This is a genomic window from Pseudomonas sp. FA-1 (assembly GCF_056856075.1).
Genome location: NZ_JBWXTH010000002.1, coordinates 599,862 through 615,850 on the forward strand (window position 1 = coordinate 599,862; position 15,989 = coordinate 615,850).

Consider the following 15,989-nt stretch of genomic DNA (forward strand, 5'->3'; position numbering starts at 1 on the left):
CGCGCCCGGCGGTTACCCCGGTTGGTGCTCCGATCAAAATCTTGTATACAATTCCTGTAGTATTTGTTTGTAGGAATTGTCTACAGTAGCGGCACAACAATAAACAAGTGAGCCTGCTCCATGACTACGTCCCCTAGCACGTCTCCCACCAAGCGTCCCGAAGATGAAAATCTCGGGCTTGGTGCCAACTTGGCTTATGGTCTGCAACATGTATTGACCATGTATGGGGGCATCGTCGCCGTACCCCTGATCCTGGGTCAGGCTGCCGGCCTGGCCCCGGCCGAAATCGGCATTCTGATCGCCGCCTCGTTGTTCGCCGGTGGCCTGGCAACCTTGCTGCAGACTCTGGGCCTGCCGTTCTTCGGCTGCCAGCTGCCGCTGGTTCAAGGGGTTTCGTTCGCAGGCGTGGCGACCATGGGCGCGATCCTCAGCAGCCAGGATGGCGGTGGCCTGCCAGGTGTACTCGGTGCGGTCATGGCGGCCTCGCTCATCGGCTTCCTGATCACCCCGGTGTTCTCGCGCATCACCAAGTTCTTCCCGCCGCTGGTGACCGGTATCGTCATCACCACCATCGGCCTGACGCTCATGCCGGTCGCCGCGCGCTGGGTCATGGGCGGCAATAGCGCATCGCCGGAGTTCGGCAGCGTGGCCAACATCGGCCTGGCGGCGCTGACCTTCGCCATCGTTCTGTTGCTGAGCAAACTGGGCAGCGCGACCATCTCGCGCCTGTCGATCCTCCTGGCCATGGTGATCGGGACCCTGATCGCCTGGGCCCTGGGCATGACCGACTTCAGCAAGGTCACCGAAGGCCCGGTCTTCGCCTTCCCCACCCCCTTCCACTTCGGCATGCCGACCTTCCACATCGCCGCGATCCTGTCGATGTGCATCGTGATCATGGTGACCCTGGTGGAAACCTCGGCGGACATCCTCGCCGTAGGTGAGATCATCGACACCAAGGTCGACTCCAAGCGCCTGGGCAACGGCCTGCGCGCCGATATGGCCTCGAGCATCCTGGCACCGATCTTCGGCTCCTTCACCCAGAGTGCCTTCGCCCAGAACGTGGGCCTGGTGGCCGTGACCGGTGTGAAAAGCCGCTACGTGGTGGCCACAGGCGGCGTGATCCTGGTGGTACTGGGCCTGCTGCCGATCATGGGCCGGGTGATTGCCGCGGTACCGACCCCGGTACTGGGTGGTGCGGGCATCGTATTGTTCGGCACCGTGGCGGCCAGTGGCATCCGCACCCTGGCGACGGTCAACTACAAGAACAACGTCAACCTGATCATCGTCGCCGCCTCCCTGGGCTTCGGCATGATCCCGATCGCCGCACCGACCTTCTACCACCACTTCCCGAGCTGGTTCGAAACCATCTTCCACTCGGGCATCAGCTCCGCGGCGATCATGGCGATCCTGCTGAACCTGATCTTCAACCACTTCAAGACCGGCAACTCGGACCAGCAATCGGTATTCGCCGCCGGCTACGAGCGCACCATCCAGTATTCGGACATCTCGTGCCTGCGCGATGGTGATTACTTCAAGGATGGCAAGCTTTTCGATGCCGATGGCAACGAAGTACCGGTGATGGAACTCGACGAGCACGGCAACGAAGCGCCACGGCGCAAGGCGTTAGCCGAGCACTGATCACCCGCTGGGGTGATCGAGGGGAGCCGATGCGCATCGTCGGCTCCCCTTTTTCTTTATAAATGGGGGCGAAAGGGCTGCAAGGCAGCCCCAGCAACGGCGCGTCCTATTCGAACAATACATCCAGCGCCTGCTCCAAGCGCGTCACGGCAATGACCTGCAACCCCGCCGGGGCCTCCTTGGGTGCGTTGCCCTTGGGCACGATGGCCCGTTTGAAGCCATGCTTGGCGGCTTCCTTCAGGCGCTCCTGGCCGCTGGGCACCGGGCGCACCTCGCCCGACAGGCCGATCTCACCGAACACCAGCAGCCCATGGGCCAGCGGGCGATTGCGCAGGCTGGACATTACCGCGGCCAGCAAGGCCAGGTCCGAAGCGGTCTCCAGCACCTTCACCCCACCCACCACATTGAGGAACACGTCCTGGTCATGGGTGGGAATACCACCATGGCGGTGCAGGACCGCCAGCAACATGGCCAGGCGGTTCTGGTCCAAGCCCAGGGTCACACGCCGAGGGTTGGCCAGGTGGCTGTCGTCCACCAACGCCTGCACTTCCACCAGCATCGGCCGGGTGCCCTCCCAGGTGGCCATGACCACGCTACCGGGGACTTCTTCCTGGGTGCGGTTGAGGAAGATCGCCGACGGGTTGGATACCTCCTTCAAGCCTCGGTCGGTCATGCCGAACACGCCCAGCTCGTTGACCGCGCCAAAGCGATTCTTCACCGCTCGCAACAGGCGCAGGCGCCCATCCGATTCCCCTTCGAAGTACAGCACCGTATCGACCATGTGCTCGAGCACGCGCGGGCCGGCCAGGGAGCCTTCCTTGGTCACATGGCCGACCAGGAAGATCGCCGTGCCGCTCTGCTTGGCATAGCGCACCAGCAAGGCCGTGCTCTCGCGCACCTGGGCCACGCCGCCAGGGGCCGACTGCAGTTGTTCGGTGAAGATGGTCTGGATCGAGTCGATGACCATGACCCGCGGTTTTTCCTGTCGCGCGGTGGCGATGATCGACTCGATGCAGGTCTCGGTCATGACCTTGAGCTGGTCCTGAGGCAGGCCCAGGCGGCGCGAGCGCATGGCCACCTGCTGCTGGGACTCCTCACCGGTGACATATAGAGCCGGCATCCGCGTGGCGATGTTGCACAGCGTCTGCAGCAAGATAGTCGACTTGCCGATACCCGGGTCACCACCGATCAGCACCACCGATCCGTCCACCAGCCCGCCGCCGAGCACACGGTCCAGCTCAGCACTGCTGGTGGTAAAGCGCGGGATCTCCTCGACACTGACCTCGGCCAAGGTCTTGATCTGTGCCTGCTGCCCGGCCCAACCGGTGCGCCCGGCAGGTGCCGCGGCACCGCCGCTTTCGATCATGGTCTCGACCAGGGTGTTCCAGGCCCCGCATTCGCCGCATTGGCCGGCCCATTTGGGGAAGGTCGCGCCGCACTCGGTGCAGCCATACAAGCGCTTGGCCTTGGCCATGGGCTCAGTCTCCTGGAAAAATCGCCATGATAGCCGAGCCGGACGTGTCTCGAACGCGTCTTGAGACGACAAAACTATTCGCACTAAACGTAGTCTGTAGCCGCACCGCAACGCATGAAGCGAATTGCTGGCTTAAACTGCGAATACCTCTCCATTTGTTACAAGGAATAAACCATGGGAATGCTCAGTGAATTCAAGGCCTTCGCGGTCAAGGGAAATGTCGTCGACATGGCAGTCGGTATCATCATCGGCGCGGCCTTCGGCAAGATCGTATCGTCCTTCGTGGGTGACGTGATCATGCCTCCGCTGGGCTTGTTGATCGGTGGTGTGGACTTCAGCGACCTGGCGATCACGCTCAAGGCAGCCGAGGGTGATGTGCCTGCGGTGGTGCTGGCCTATGGCAAATTCATCCAGACCGTGATCGACTTCCTGATCGTGGCCTTCGCCATCTTCATGGGTGTGAAGGCGATCAACCGCCTCAAGCGCGAGGAAGCCGTGGCCCCGAGCGCCCCGCCCGTACCGAGCGCCGAGGAAACCCTGCTGACAGAGATTCGCGACTTGCTCAAGGCGCAGAACCGGCAGTAAGCCTGTGGGGGCTGCTTCGCAGCCCTATCGCGGGACAAGCCCGCTCCTACAGGAATCGTGCAACCTTTGTAGGAGCGGGCTTGTCCCGCGATGAATCCAGCACCGCGTTACCAGTAGTTCTCCACCGCCACCTGCCCCGGCCGCTTGCTCAGGCTCAATTGCAGGTCACGCGCCTTCAACACCTTGCGTGTGTCGTCGATCATGTCCGGGTTGCCGCACAGCATGATCCGCGAATGCTCCGGCGACAGCGCCAGCCCCGCCGCCCTTTCCAGCTCGCCGTTTTCGATCAATGTGGTGATCCGCGCGTTCAATGCCCCCGGGTGCTGCTCGCGGGTGACCACCGGGATGAACTGCAGCTTGCCCGCGAACTCCGCCAGGTAGTCGCGCTGCTCGAGCCCTGCGATCAGGTCCAGGTAGGCCAGCTCCTTCGCTTCGCGCACCGAGTACACCAGCTTGATGTTGTCGAACCGCTCCCACGCCTCGAAGTCTTGCAGGATCGACATGAACGGCGCGATGCCGGTACCGGTGGCCAGCAGCCACAGATCGCGGCCACCGACGAAGCGGTCAAGGGTCAGGTAGCCGAAGGCCTGGCGGTCGATCAGCAGGCTGTCGCCCTCGCCCAGACGGCTCAGCTCGCTGGTGAACTCACCACCCGGCACGACGATGGAGAAGAAGTCGAGAAACTCGTCATGGGGGGCGCTGACCATCGAATAGGCCCGCCATACCACGCTGCCATCGGCCTTGGTCACGCCCAGGCGGGCAAACTGCCCGGCGCGAAAGCGAAACCCTGCGTCGCGGGTGACACGCAAGGTGAACAGGCTGGGGGTCAACGGCTGGACGTCGAGCAGGGTCTGGCGGGTGAACTTGTCGGCGCTGGCGGTCATGACGGACTCCATCGGGCAGGTGCGCCCAGTGTCGCGCAAAGCGCCAGGGATGAACACCGACGGTTTGTAGGGCCTCGTCGTACAAGTCGGCGGCAAAGCCCTGTAGAATCACGCCCCTGAAGCTCGTCGTGGTCTGCGCCGAGCAGATCCGCACCGAGCCCTACGCCATGCCCCTGCTGACCAGCCCCTTCGCCGAACTTGACCTGATCCGCCAGCCGGACCAGGCCAACGATCCCCTGCAAGCCTTCGACGCAGCCGACGAGTACCTGCTGGCGCACCTGGCCAGCCAGGCGCCTGCCGCCGATTGCCGGGTGCTGGTGCTCAACGACAGCTTCGGTGCCCTGGCCGCCAGCCTGGTCGGCCACGTAGCAGTGACCAGCAGCGGCGACTCGCACCTGGGCCACCTGGCGCTGCAAAAGAACCTCGTACGCAACGGCAAGCCGTTCGACGCCGTACCCTTCGTGCCGGCCAGCGAGGCCTGGCAGGGGGCATTCGACCGCGTGCTGGTACGCGTACCAAAGACCCTGGCCCTGCTCGAGGAGCAACTGATCCGTCTGCAAGGCCACCTGGCCCCAGGCGCCCAAGTGATCGCCGGCGCCATGATCAAGCACCTGCCCCGTGCCGCAGGCGACCTGATGGAGAAGTACATCGGCCCGGTGCAGGCTTCGCTGGCGCAGAAGAAGGCGCGCCTGCTCACCGCGACCGTCACCGAACGCCCTGCCGCGCGCTCGCCCTACCCCAGCCGCTATCGCCTGGACACGCCGCCCCTGGAGCTGGTCAACCATGCCAACGTGTTCTGCCGCGAAGGGCTGGACATCGGCACCCGTGCCTTCCTGCCCCACCTGCCCCGCGACCTGGGCCAGGCACGCGTGGCCGACCTTGGCTGCGGCAATGGCGTGCTGGCGATCGCCAGCGCCCTGGCCAACCCCGATGCGCACTACACCCTGGTGGACGAGTCGTACATGGCGGTGCAGTCGGCCCAGGAGAACTGGCGCGCCGCGCTCGGGGATCGAGACGTGGAGATCCACCCTGCCGATGGTCTGGCCGGGCAGGAAAAACAGTCGCTGGACGTGGTGCTCTGCAACCCGCCGTTCCACCAGCAGCAGGTGGTAGGGGACTTCCTCGCCTGGCGCATGTTCCAGCAGGCCCGCGAAGCACTGGTGGTGGGTGGGGCGCTTTATATCGTAGGCAACCGCCACCTGGGCTATCACAGCAAGCTGGGGCGGTTGTTCCGGGGTGTGGAGCAGGTGGCGGCGACACCGAAGTTCGTGATCCTCAAGGCCCGCAAGTAATTTTTTTTGGGGCTGCTTTGCAGCCCTTTCGCGGGGCCCGCCCCCCCCCCCCCGGGGGGGGGGGGGGGGGGGGGGGGGGGGGCGGCCCCCCGCGAAAGGGCCGCAAAGCGGCCCCGATGACTCAGTGGGTGCTCAACCCCGCCGCACTCATGAACATCCGCATCAGCCAGGCCACGATGCCCAGTGCTGCCACACTCCCCGCCCAGATCAGCACCAGCCAGCCCAAGCGCTGCCAGAGCGGTTTCTTCTCTTCAACCATCATCACCGGGCCTCCCTAGTGATAGCCGTGCTCATGAGTGACCTTGCCGCGGAACACGTAGTAGCTCCAGAAGGTGTACCCGAGGATGAACGGCAGGATGAACAACGTCCCCACCAGCATGAAGCCCTGGCTCTGCGGTGGTGCCGCAGCGTCCCAGATGGAGATCGATGGCGGGATGATGTTCGGCCACAGGCTGATCCCGAGGCCGCTGTAGCCCAGGAAGATCAATACCAGCGTCAGCAGGAACGGCGTGTAGTGTGCATTGCGTGCCACCGCCCGCAGCAACCCGTAGAAGGTCACCAACACCAGGATCGGCACCGGCATGAACCAGATCAGGTTCGGCATGCTGAACCAACGGTCGGCGATCTGCGGGTAGGCCAGCGGCGTCCACAGGCTGACGATGCCGATGACCGCCAGCAGCACCAGCGCCAGAGGCTTGCCCAGGTCGTGCATCTGCTGTTGCAACGGCCCTTCGGTCTTCATGATCAGCCAGGTGCAGCCCAACAGGGTGTAGGCAACGATCAGGCCCACGCCGCAGAACAGGCTGAAGGGCGTCAGCCAGTCCAGGGTGCCGCCGGCATAGTGCCGGTCCACCACCTTGAAGCCCTCGATGAAGGCGCCCAGGGCCACGCCCTGGAAGAAGGTCGCCACCAGCGAGCCCCAGATGAACGCCTTGTCCCAGATATGACGCTTCTCGGCCGTGGCCTTGAAGCGGAATTCGAAGGCCACACCGCGGAAGATCAGCCCCACCAGCATCAGGATCAACGGCAGGTACAACGCCTCGAGGACCACCGAATAGGCCATCGGGAAGGCGCCGAACAGCCCGGCCCCGCCCAGCACCAGCCAGGTCTCGTTGCCGTCCCACACGGGGGCGACAGTGTTCATCATCACATCACGGTCACGCTCGCCCTTGACGAAGGGGAAGAGCATGCCGATGCCCAAGTCGAAGCCGTCCATCACCACGTACATCATGACGCCGAAGATGATGATCACGGCCCAGATCAACGGAAGGTCGATACCCATGGCTCAGTTCCCCTTGCTCAAGCTGGCAGAGTCGGCCTCATGGCCTTCATCGGCGGCGGACAACGGTCGCGCCGGCGTACGTTTCTGGCCAGGCCCGCCAGGGTTGGGCTCGTCGCCCTCGCCGGTCTTCGGCCCCTTGCGCACCAGGCGCATCATGTAGCCAAGGCCCGTACCGAACAGGGCGAAGTAGACCACCACGAACATCACCAAGGTCAGGCCGAGCTGGCCGTAGCTGTGGTTGGAGACACCATCGGCGGTGCGCATCAGGCCGTAGACCACCCACGGCTGGCGCCCGATCTCGGTGGTGAACCAGCCGGCCAGCAGGGCGATCAAGCCCGAAGGGCCCATCCACAGCACGAAGTGCAGGAACGGCCGCGAACTGTACAAGGTGCCGCGCTTGCGCAGCCACAGACTCCAGAAGCCGGCGGCGATCATCAGCAGGCCCAGGCCGACCATGACCCGGAACGACCAGAACACGATGGTCGAGTTGGGGCGATCCTCTGGCGGGAACTCCTTCATCGCCGGTACCTGCTTGTCGAGGCTGTGGGTGAGGATCAGGCTGCCCAGCGCCGGGATCTCGATCTTGAAGCGGGTGGTCTCGGCGTCCATGTCGGGGAGGCCGAACAGGATCAACGGGGTCGATTCACCGGGCTTGTTCTCCCAGTGCCCTTCGATGGCCGCGATCTTCACCGGCTGGTGCTTGAGGGTGTTCAGGCCATGGAAGTCGCCGATCACCGCCTGGATCGGCGCCACGATCAGGGCCATCCACATCGCCATGGACAGCATCTTGCGCACCGCCGGGTTATCACGTCCGCGCAGCAGGTGCCAGGCCGCCGAAGCACCGACGAAGAAGGCCGTGGACACGAACGCGGCGGTGGCCATGTGCATCAGGCGGAAGGGGAAGGACGGGTTGAAGATCACCGCCAGCCAGTCCACCGGTACCACCCGACCATCGATGATCTCGTGGCCCTGAGGGGTCTGCATCCAGCTGTTCGACGCCAGGATCCAGAAGGTCGAGACCAGGGTGCCGAGCGCCACCATCACCGTGGCGAAGAAATGCAGCCCTCGGCCCACGCGGTTCCAGCCGAACAGCATCACGCCCAGGAAACCGGCTTCGAGGAAGAAGGCGGTGAGGACTTCATACGTCAGCAAGGGGCCGGTGATGGCACCTGCAAAGTCGGAAAAGCGGCTCCAGTTGGTGCCGAACTGGTAGGCCATGACCAGGCCCGAGACCACGCCCATGCCGAAGTTGACGGCGAAGATCTTCGACCAGAAATGGTAGAGGTCACGGTAGACGTTGTTGTGGGTCCTCAGCCAGAGGCCTTCGAGGACTGCCAGGTAGCTCGCCAGGCCAATGGTGATGGCCGGGAACAGGATGTGAAAGGACACGGTAAACGCAAACTGGATTCGGGCGAGCTCCAAGGCCTCTAAACCGAACATAGTGCTTCCTCTTCAGGTAATCCAGCGTCCGGGCTCGTGGCCCTGACGCCCACTGCCCCCACGGTTATCGAGTGCGGCGTTTTGGAATTGTTCTGTTCGATCGCAGGGATTGCGGCCAACGGCCGGATCGTTGCACCTGGAACGATTGACCCAGGTCAACGAATGTTGGGAAGCATAGACCCGAATGGCCAGGCGAGCCGTGTGGTTGATTGCCGCGTGACCAGTTGTCCCACCGCCTTGCAGGGCGCGGTGAAAAAGTGCCGAACCCGGCAAACAGCAACCATTTGTTACAAACAGGTGGTACCCTGCAACCCTTCTATCACGCCGAAGTCAAGGCCTACCGATGTCCGATTCCGCTGTGCAGCTGCTGCGCCACCACCGCCCTTTCCTGGCCTTCTGGCTGGCCCGGGTGTTCACCGCCAGTGGCTTCCAGATGCTCACGGTAGCCATCGGCTGGCACCTCTACCAGCTGACCGGCAACGTGCTGGACCTGGGCCTGGTGGGGCTCGTGGAATTCGCCCCGCGCGTGCTGTTCATGTTGCACACCGGCCACGTCGCCGACCGCTATGACCGGCGCCGCGTGGCCGCCTTGTGCCAGAGCCTGCAAGCGCTGATCGCCCTGGCCCTGGCAGTGGGCAGCGCCACCGATAACGTCAGCCGCGAGCTGATCTTCGCCCTCGCCTTCCTGCTCGGTGCCACACGGTCCTTCGAGATGCCGGCCACCCAGGCGCTGCTGCCCAACGTGGTGCCGACCGGGTTGTTCCCGCGGGCAGTGGCAGCCTCGGCCTCGGCTACCCAGGCGGCGACCATCGTCGCTCCGGCGGTGGGCGGCTTGCTCTATGCCTTCGGCAGTATCTGGGTGTATGGCCCGACCGTGGCGCTGTACGTGATTGCTTGTCTGCTCACCCTGAGCCTCGATGTCCGCCAGCAGGTGGCCCAGCGCGGGCGCGCCAGCCTGGAGTCGTTGCTGGCCGGGATCCGCTTCATCCGCAGCCGCCCGGACATCTTCGGAGCGATATCCCTGGACTTGTTCGCTGTACTGTTGGGCGGTGCCACTGCGTTGCTACCGGTATTCGCCAAGGACATCCTGCTCACCGGCGCCTGGGGCCTGGGCCTGTTGCGCTCTGCACCGGCGGTGGGCGCGCTGCTGATGTCGCTATGGCTGGCGCGTTTCCCGGTGGAGCGCAAGGTCGGCCTGACCATGTTCACCGCCGTCGGCGTGTTCGGCGTGGCGACCATCGCCTTCGGCCTGTCCACTTCGTTCTGGTTCTCGTTGGCGGTGCTGGTGGTGCTGGGTGCGGCGGACATGATCAGCATGGTCATCCGCGGTGCCTTCGTGCAGCTGGAGACGCCGGACGAGATGCGTGGTCGGGTCAGCGCGGTGAACGGCTTGTTCATCGGCGCCTCCAACCAGTTGGGCGAGTTCGAATCGGGGTTGACGGCGCACTGGTTCGGCACGGTGCCGGCGGTGGTGCTGGGGGGAGTGGGTACGCTGGTGGTGACCGGGGCGTGGATGAGGCTGTTCCCGACCTTGGCCCAGCGCGACCGGCTGCACGGCGGCTGACCATACCGACTCAATCGCGGGGCAAGCCCGCGATAGAGCCGCACAGACAACCGCATATCCCGCCCTGTCCCGTAGCCATAGGCCCTCGCCATCCATGCTGGTATGATGCGCGGCTTTTTTCCGCCCCGCAGAAAACCACGGCAACCGGTACGGTCTGTGCTTTGCTGATTGGGGTCGATACATTCACGGCGCCGGGGGCGCCTTGGGGAGCGGGCATGCTGGACAGGCTGTTTCAACTAAGAGCACACAACACCAACGTGCGCACCGAGATTCTCGCGGGCGTCACCACCTTCCTGGCCATGGCCTACATCCTGTTCGTCAACCCGAGCATCCTCGGCGAGACTGGCATGGACAAAGGCGCGATCTTCGTCGCCACCTGCCTGGCCGCGGCCATCGGCTCGGTGACCATGGGCGTGATCGCCAACTACCCGATCGCCCTGGCGCCGGGCATGGGCCTGAACGCCTTCTTCACCTACACCGTGGTGCTGCACATGGGCCACACCTGGCAGGTGGCCCTGGGCGCGGTCTTCCTTTCGGCAGTGCTGTTCTTCCTGTTGTCGATCTTCCGTATCCGCGAATGGATCGTGAACAGCATCCCCCTGCCGCTGCGCTCGGCCATCGCCGCGGGTATCGGCCTGTTCCTGGCACTGATCGCCCTGCATAACGCCGGCATCGTCGTCGACAACCCGGCCACCCTGGTGGGCCTGGGCGACCTCAAGCAACCGGCGCCGATCCTCGCCACCCTGGGCTTCTTCCTGATCGTGGCCCTGGAAGCGATGAAGGTTCGTGGCGCCGTGCTGATCGGTATCCTCGCCGTGACCCTGGCGTCGATCCTGATGGGCGTCACGCCATTCGCCGGGGTGGTGTCGATGCCACCTTCGCTGGCCCCGACCTTCCTGCAACTGGACATCGCCGGCGCCCTGGACGTAGGCCTGATCAGCGTGATCTTCGCCTTCCTGTTCGTCGACCTGTTCGACAATTCCGGCACCCTGATCGGCGTAGCCAAGCGCGCCGGCCTGATGGGCAAGGACGGCCACATGCCGAAGATGGGCCGTGCCCTGATCGCCGACAGCACCGCAGCCATGGCCGGCTCGCTGCTGGGCACGTCCACCACCACCAGCTACATCGAATCCGCCGCAGGCGTGAGCGCCGGCGGCCGCACAGGCCTGACCGCCATCGTGGTGGCGGTCCTGTTCCTGCTGGCGCTGTTCTTCGCCCCATTGGCCGGTAGCGTGCCGGCCTTCGCCACCGCCCCGGCGCTGCTGTTCGTCGCGGTGCTGATGGCCTCGGGCCTGGCGGAAATAAACTGGGACGACGTCACCGAGGCCGCGCCGGTGGTGGTCACCGCGCTGGCCATGCCGCTTACCTATTCGATCGCCAACGGTATCGCCTTCGGCTTCATCACCTGGACCGCCATCAAGCTGATCTCCGGCCGCCGCGGCGACCTGAACCCGGCGCTGGTGATCCTTTCCATCCTGTTCGTCATCAAGCTGGGCTGGTTCAACGCATGAGTGCTGTCTTCGACCCTTCCGCCTACACCCCGCAGCTCGAAGCCAAGGTCGAGCGCCTGCGCGAATTCCTGGCGCCCTTCGGCGCGCCAGAGCCGGCGGTGTTCGACTCCCCCCGCGAGCATTATCGCCTGCGCGCCGAATTCCGCCTGTGGCGTGAGGATGGCCAGCGCCACTACGCGATGTTCGCCCCGGGCGAGAAGCACAAGGCGATCCTGATCGACGACTTCCCCATTGCCAGCCAGCGCATCAACGCGCTGATGCCCCGCCTGAAGGCCGCCTGGCAGGCCAGCGAAGCACTGAGCAACCGCCTCTTCCAGGTAGAGTTCCTCACCACCCTGGCCGGCGATGCCATGGTCACCCTGTGCTACCACCGCCCGCTGGACGACGCCTGGGAAGCGGCCGCACGCCAGCTGGCCGCCGACCTGGGCGTGAGCCTGATCGGCCGCTCCAAGGGCAAGCGCCTGGTGATCGGCCGTGACTATGCAGTGGAGAAGCTCGACGTCGCAGGCCGTGTGTTCAGCTACCGCCAACCCGAGGGCGCATTCACCCAGCCCAACGGTGCGGTGAACCAGAAGATGCTGACCTGGGCGTTCGATGCCATCGGCCAGCGCGACGATGACCTGCTGGAGCTGTACTGCGGCAACGGCAATTTCACCCTGCCCCTGGCCACCCGGGTACGCCAAGTGCTGGCGACCGAAATCAGCAAGACCTCGGTCAATGCCGCGCTGAGCAACCTCGACGAGAACGGCGTGGGCAACGTACGCCTGGTGCGCCTGTCGGCCGAAGAGCTGACCCAGGCGCTGAACGAAGTGCGCCCGTTCCGCCGCCTGGAAGGGATCGACCTGAAAAGCTACGACTTCGGCACGGTGTTCGTCGACCCGCCACGTGCCGGGATGGACCCGGACACCTGCGAGCTGACCCGCAGGTTCGAGCGGATCCTGTACATTTCGTGCAACCCCGAGACGCTGGCGGCGAACATCGCCCAGTTGCACGACACCCATCGCATCGAGCGGTGCGCGTTGTTCGACCAGTTCCCGTATACCCATCACATGGAAAGCGGCGTCCTGCTGGTTCGGCGTTGAACCTGGCCCCTGCGGAGCGGCCTTGTGCCGCGAAAGGGCCGTAAAGCGGCCCCAAGCCGCCTGACAGTTGCCGCGGCACTGGCTACTCTTGCTCCTCACGTTACAAGCCCTCGGAGAACAGTACATGGAATGGCGAAAAGGCCGACGTAGCGACAATGTGGTCGATGCCCGAGGCGGCGGTGGTGGCCCTGGCGGCATGCGCTTCGGTGGTGGCAAGGGCCTGGGGCTCGGCGCCATCCTGCTGATCGTCGGCATCGGCTGGATCACCGGGCAGGACCCGTTGCAGATCCTCGGCCAGCTCGCCGGGCAGATGGAACAACAACAGCAACAGGCGCCAACCAGCGTGGGCAGCAAGGCCCCGCCCGCCAACGACGAACAGGCCGAATTCGTCGCCTCGATCCTCGGCGATACCGAGGATACCTGGAAGGCCTTGTTCGCCCAGGGCGGCAAGCAGTACCGCGACCCCAAGCTGGTGCTGTTCAGCGGCCAGGTGAACTCCGCCTGCGGCTTCGCCTCCTCGGCGGTGGGCCCCTTCTACTGCCCGGCCGACCAACGGGTATACCTGGACATGACCTTCTTCCGCGAAATGGAAACCCGCTTCGCCGCCGCCGGCGACTTCGCCCAGGCCTATGTGATCGCCCACGAGATCGGCCACCACGTGCAGACCCTGCTCGGCGTCTCGGCCAAGGTCGACGCCGCACGGCGCAGCGGCCAGCGCATGGAAGGCGACAACGGCCTGCTGGTGCGCCAGGAGCTGCAAGCCGACTGCCTGGCGGGCGTATGGGCCTACCAGGCGCAGAAGCGCCTGAACTGGCTGGAGCCGGGCGATGTGGAAGAAGCCCTCAACGCCGCCAACGCCATCGGCGACGACCGCCTGCAGCAGCAGGGCCAGGGCCGCGTAGTGCCGGACTCCTTCACCCACGGCACCTCCCAACAGCGCGTGCGCTGGTTCAAGGCCGGGTTCTCCAGTGGCGATGTGAACCGCTGCGATACCTTCGGCGCGCGTAGTCTGTGAATGAGGGCCGCTTTGCGGCCCGTTCGCGGCACAAGGCCGCTCCTACAGTTTCGCGGTGCCTGTAGGAGCGGCCTTGTGCCGCGAACGGGCTGCAAAGCAGCCCCACCTCTCCAAAACGCAAACGTTTTCAGCAGATTACAAATCCGCTGAAAAAGCGTTTCAGCTTCGTCTCCAGCTGCCGATAACCCGCACAGGAATCAGCGGGCCCCGATAACAACAATGCCCAGCGATTGGAGATCAAGCGAGCGAAATCAATTTCTGGAGAGCGTGCCATGAACGGCTGGTTTGCCAATATCAGCGTCAACCTCAAACTCGGCCTGGGCTTCGGCCTGGTCCTGCTTCTGACCGGCCTTCTGGCCCTGACCGGCTGGACCAGCCTGGGCAGCCTGATCGACCGCAGCAACTGGATGAGCGACATCACCAAGCTCAACAGTGACTTGACCAACCTGCGCGTGGCGCGCCTGCAGTACATGCTGACCAACGGCGACGACACCTCGGCGGCCAATGTGCTGGCCAAGCTCGATGCCTTCGGCGCCCAGCAGCAGCACCTGGTCAATACCTTCAAGAGCCCGGAAAACCTCAAGCTGCTGCGTGAACAGGGCCAGACCATCAGCGAGTACCGCGTCTCGCTGGACAAGATGCGCAAGGGCTACAACGCCAGCCTCGCCGCCCGCGACGCCATGGGCAAGGCGGCCGCCCTGGCCAACGAGCCGATCGAGGCGATCAGCCGCGACGTGCTCGCCAGCACCGATGCCGACAGCACCCGTCTGGCCCAGTACCAGGTGGTCAGCAAGGCCAAGCAGACCCTGGCCCAGGTGCGCCTGGACGTGCGTAGCTACATTGCCGACCAGAGCGCCGACGCCGAGCAGGCCGCCTTGCGTCAACTCGATAGCGCCCTGGCGGAAATCGACGGCCTCAAGCGTGAGTTGCCCAACGATGCAACCCGCGTGCAGCAGTTCGAGAACGGCCTGCAAGCCTACCGCGCCGCCGTTTCCCAGTTCCGCGAGGCGCTGGCCCAGATCGCCGTGGCCCGCGCGGAAATGACCGTGCAAGGCGCCGATATCGTCAAGCGCAGCGACCAGCTGTACCAGATCCAGCTCGACCGGCGCGACGAGGAAAGCCTCCAGGCCCGCAGCCTGCAGACCATCGCCACGCTCCTGGCCTTGCTGGTCGGCGTGCTGGCCGCCGTGCTCATCACCCGCCAGATCACCCGCCCGCTGCGCGAAACCCTGGATGCTGTGGAAAAGATCGCCAGCGGCGACCTCACCCAGGACCTGCGTATCACCCGTCGCGACGAGCTGGGTGTGCTGCAGCAGGGCATTGCCCGCATGGGCGCCACCCTGCGTGAATTGATTACCGGTATTCGCGACGGCGTCACCCAGATCGCCAGCGCCGCCGAACAGCTCTCGGCCGTCACCGAGCAGACCAGCGCTGGCGCCAACAGCCAGAAGGTCGAGACCGACCAGGTGGCCACCGCCATGCATGAAATGGCCGCTACCGTGCAGGAAGTGGCACGCAATGCCGAGCAGGCTTCCCACGCCGCGACCGGTGCCGATGACGAAGCCCGTGCCGGTGACCGTGTGGTCGGCGAAGCCATCAGCCAGATCGAACGCCTGGCCGAGGAAGTGCACCGCTCCACCGAGGCCATGACCCTGCTGCAGCAGGAAAGCCAGAAGATCGGCAGCGTCATGGACGTGATCAAGTCGGTGGCCGAGCAGACCAACCTGCTGGCGCTCAACGCCGCCATCGAAGCTGCCCGTGCCGGTGAGGCCGGCCGTGGTTTCGCCGTGGTCGCCGACGAGGTCCGCGGCCTGGCGCAGCGCACCCAGCAGTCCACCGAAGAGATCGAAGGCCTGGTGGCCAGCCTGCAGAACGGTACCCAGCAGGTGGCCGACGTCATGAACGGCAGCCGCAGCCTGACCGACAGCAGCGTCGAGCTGGCACGCAAGGCCGGCGCCTCGCTGGACAACATCACCCGCACGGTGTCGAACATCCAGTCGATGAACCAGCAAATCGCCGCGGCAGCCGAAGAGCAGAGCGCGGTGGCCGAGGAAATCAGCCGCAGCATCCTGAACGTGCGGGATGTGTCGGAGCAGACAGCGACGGCCAGCGACGAGACGGCAGCGTCCAGCGTGGAGCTGGCGCGGTTGGGTGGGCACCTGCAGATGCTGGTGAGCAAGTTCCGCGTCTGAGTGGTTGGGGCTGCTTTGCAGCCCCGCTAC

Annotated in this window: 13 protein-coding genes and 1 pseudogene; 9 read left to right on the plus strand and 5 right to left on the minus strand. The window is 64.9% G+C overall.

What is annotated here, in order from left to right:
• Positions 1 to 120 precede the first annotated feature (120 nt).
• Positions 121 to 1,638: a nucleobase:cation symporter-2 family protein gene (locus tag AC1MHZ_RS06785; protein WP_084858451.1), complete on the plus strand. Its 1,518-nt coding sequence runs from the start codon at positions 121 to 123 to the stop codon at positions 1,636 to 1,638.
• Between the two features lie 106 nt (positions 1,639 to 1,744).
• Here the strand turns inward: AC1MHZ_RS06785 and radA are convergent, their stop codons facing one another.
• On the minus strand, positions 1,745 to 3,112 hold the full coding sequence (radA, locus tag AC1MHZ_RS06790) for a DNA repair protein RadA (RefSeq protein ID WP_084858452.1): 1,368 nt from the start codon (positions 3,110 to 3,112) through the stop codon (positions 1,745 to 1,747).
• Positions 3,113 to 3,286: 174 nt separating this feature from the next.
• On the opposite strand from radA, the gene mscL reads away from it, so the two are divergent.
• Complete coding sequence (gene mscL / locus AC1MHZ_RS06795) at positions 3,287 to 3,697, plus strand: large-conductance mechanosensitive channel protein MscL (protein ID WP_084858453.1); 411 nt, start codon at positions 3,287 to 3,289, stop codon at positions 3,695 to 3,697.
• Between the two features lie 107 nt (positions 3,698 to 3,804).
• Here the strand turns inward: mscL and AC1MHZ_RS06800 are convergent, their stop codons facing one another.
• On the minus strand, positions 3,805 to 4,581 hold the full coding sequence (locus AC1MHZ_RS06800; RefSeq protein WP_084858454.1) for a ferredoxin--NADP reductase: 777 nt from the start codon (positions 4,579 to 4,581) through the stop codon (positions 3,805 to 3,807).
• A 167-nt stretch (positions 4,582 to 4,748) separates the two neighbouring features.
• Here AC1MHZ_RS06800 and AC1MHZ_RS06805 point away from each other — a divergent pair, with 167 nt between their 5' ends.
• Positions 4,749 to 5,873 (plus strand): methyltransferase, encoded by a 1,125-nt coding sequence (locus AC1MHZ_RS06805; protein WP_368830042.1) that lies wholly within the window; start codon positions 4,749 to 4,751, stop codon positions 5,871 to 5,873.
• A gap of 121 nt (positions 5,874 to 5,994) precedes the next feature.
• Here AC1MHZ_RS06805 and AC1MHZ_RS06810 read toward each other — a convergent pair whose 3' ends face one another.
• Genes AC1MHZ_RS06810 through AC1MHZ_RS06820 form a run of 3 tightly spaced genes read right to left on the minus strand, consistent with a single transcriptional unit; the run spans position 5,995 to position 8,595 of the window.
• Positions 5,995 to 6,135, minus strand: a complete 141-nt coding sequence (locus AC1MHZ_RS06810) for a DUF2474 domain-containing protein (protein WP_084858455.1) — start codon at positions 6,133 to 6,135, stop codon at positions 5,995 to 5,997.
• Positions 6,136 to 6,147: 12 nt separating this feature from the next.
• Positions 6,148 to 7,155 carry a cytochrome d ubiquinol oxidase subunit II gene (gene cydB, locus AC1MHZ_RS06815; RefSeq protein WP_084858456.1) on the minus strand — a complete coding sequence of 336 codons (1,008 nt, stop codon included), beginning with the start codon at positions 7,153 to 7,155 and terminating at the stop codon, positions 6,148 to 6,150.
• 3 nt (positions 7,156 to 7,158) lie between these two features.
• On the minus strand, positions 7,159 to 8,595 hold the full coding sequence (locus AC1MHZ_RS06820) for a cytochrome ubiquinol oxidase subunit I (RefSeq protein ID WP_324818496.1): 1,437 nt from the start codon (positions 8,593 to 8,595) through the stop codon (positions 7,159 to 7,161).
• Between the two features lie 343 nt (positions 8,596 to 8,938).
• Between AC1MHZ_RS06820 and AC1MHZ_RS06825 the strand changes: the two genes are divergently transcribed.
• The 6 genes and pseudogenes from AC1MHZ_RS06825 (at position 8,939) to AC1MHZ_RS06850 (ending at position 15,959) form a co-directional block, all read left to right on the plus strand.
• Entirely contained in the window at positions 8,939 to 10,159 is a 1,221-nt protein-coding gene (locus AC1MHZ_RS06825; protein WP_324818499.1) for an MFS transporter, read from the plus strand.
• Positions 10,160 to 10,374: 215 nt separating this feature from the next.
• Complete coding sequence (locus AC1MHZ_RS06830; RefSeq protein WP_084858459.1) at positions 10,375 to 11,670, plus strand: NCS2 family permease; 1,296 nt, start codon at positions 10,375 to 10,377, stop codon at positions 11,668 to 11,670.
• A complete protein-coding gene (gene trmA, locus AC1MHZ_RS06835; protein WP_084858460.1) occupies positions 11,667 to 12,752 on the plus strand; it encodes a tRNA (uridine(54)-C5)-methyltransferase TrmA in 1,086 nt (361 codons plus the stop codon). The genes AC1MHZ_RS06830 and trmA overlap by 4 nt, the downstream gene beginning before the upstream one ends.
• A gap of 124 nt (positions 12,753 to 12,876) precedes the next feature.
• Positions 12,877 to 13,767, plus strand: a complete 891-nt coding sequence (ypfJ, locus tag AC1MHZ_RS06840; RefSeq protein WP_084858461.1) for a KPN_02809 family neutral zinc metallopeptidase — start codon at positions 12,877 to 12,879, stop codon at positions 13,765 to 13,767.
• Between the two features lie 407 nt (positions 13,768 to 14,174).
• Positions 14,175 to 15,056, plus strand: a pseudogene (locus AC1MHZ_RS06845) (methyl-accepting chemotaxis protein); the annotation flags it as partial.
• Positions 15,057 to 15,254: 198 nt separating this feature from the next.
• The gene (locus AC1MHZ_RS06850; RefSeq protein ID WP_416768274.1) at positions 15,255 to 15,959 is read left to right on the plus strand and encodes a methyl-accepting chemotaxis protein; all 705 of its coding nucleotides are present in this window, start codon (positions 15,255 to 15,257) and stop codon (positions 15,957 to 15,959) included.
• Positions 15,960 to 15,989 lie beyond the last annotated feature (30 nt).